This is a genomic window from Aurantiacibacter odishensis, from assembly GCF_003605195.1.
Classification (GTDB): Bacteria; Pseudomonadota; Alphaproteobacteria; order Sphingomonadales; family Sphingomonadaceae; genus Alteraurantiacibacter; species Alteraurantiacibacter odishensis.
On the sequence record NZ_QYOS01000002.1, the window covers coordinates 1 to 1,374 of the forward strand.

At 68.0% G+C, this 1,374-nt stretch carries 1 protein-coding gene; it reads right to left on the reverse strand.

The genetic code is table 11. The features are described from left to right. A partial coding sequence (locus D4Q51_RS00010; RefSeq protein WP_205689415.1) for an Ig-like domain-containing protein occupies nt 1-1,374 on the reverse strand: 1,374 nt, incomplete at both ends.

Below are 1,374 nucleotides of genomic sequence, written 5' to 3' on the forward strand. Positions count from 1 at the left end.
ACCACCGAGTAGGTCACGGTCTCGGTGCCCACGCTCGCGGTCGAGCCGTCGACGCCCGCTGCAAAGCTGACGCTTGCCGGCGTGTCGTTGCCGACGCTCACCACCAGGTTGCCGGTGAAGCTCGCCTCGCTCGTGTCGAGCGGATCGTCGCCCGCATTGGCATCAAGGTCGCCATCGGTCGAAGCAGGGTTGCCGCCCGTCAGGCCGTCATCGTCCACTGCCGCACTGGCCTGGCCGCCCTGCGGCTCGCTGTCGGGCTGCAGCGTCACGTTGACCGTCGCGGTCGACATGTCGCCGTCGCCATCGACGATGGTGTACTCGAAGCTGTCGGTCAGGTTGCCGTTCGAGCCCGCGCCCGGCGCAGGCGTGTAGGTGAACAGGCCCGTCACCGGGTTGTAGGTCACCGTGCCGTAGGTCGCCTGGGTCGAGACATAGACATCGGCCACRTCGSTCGTRTCCACGCCGTCCGCRCCGAACACGTCGTTCGCCAGCGCATCGATCGTGAACGCCTGGTTCTCGCTCACCTGGCCGCCGCTGTCGTCGTTCGCAGTGGGAACGTCGTCGATGATGGTGATGGTGATCGTGCCGGTGGTCGTGTTCCCGGTCGAGTCGATCGCCGTGTAGGTGTAGGTCTCCGCCCCGGTCTCGGGAACAGCGCCATCGTTCGCCGCCGGTGTGGTCGTGAACGGGCTGGTGAGGGTGTAGGTGTAGCTGCCGTCGCTGTTGAGTTGCAGCTGGCCGTAGGCATCGGTGCCGCCGGTCAGCGTGTAGGTCACGCCGTCGCCTGCAACCGTCAGCTGGCCGGTCACCGTCTCGGTATCGAGGCCGGGGTTGCTGCCCTCGACCGTGCCCGGGGCAAGATCGTCTTCCAGCGAGGGGCCGGCAGCGCCGCGGTCGTCCGCGACAAGGTCCAGCGCCGCTTCGTTGACCACCTTGGTCTGGTCGTCGCCTTCCAGCGTCACGTTGGCAACGTCGATGGTCAGCGTGGTCGTCGACAGGTCGCCGTCCGCATCGCGGATGGTGTAGACGAACACGTCCTGCTCGTCGCCCGTCACCGCACCTGCCGTGCTCTGGTAGGTGTAGCTGCCATCCGCGTTCAGCGTCAGCGTGCCGTAGTCGCCCGCAATGGCTACGCCCGTGCCGGTCAGCACCGCCGTCGTCGTGTTCGCCGGGCTGCCGTCGGCGCGAACGCCCACCACGCCGCCGCCGCTGTCGGCGCCATCGGCACCGAACGCATCGGCATTGCCAGTGAGCACATTGCCGCTCGTGCTGCCGCCTTCGGTCACGCTATCCGTGTCGGCCACCGCCGTCGGCGCATCGTCGTCGAAGTCGATGAGGAGCGTGGTCGGCGCGGTGTCGCCTTCGCTGTCGGAG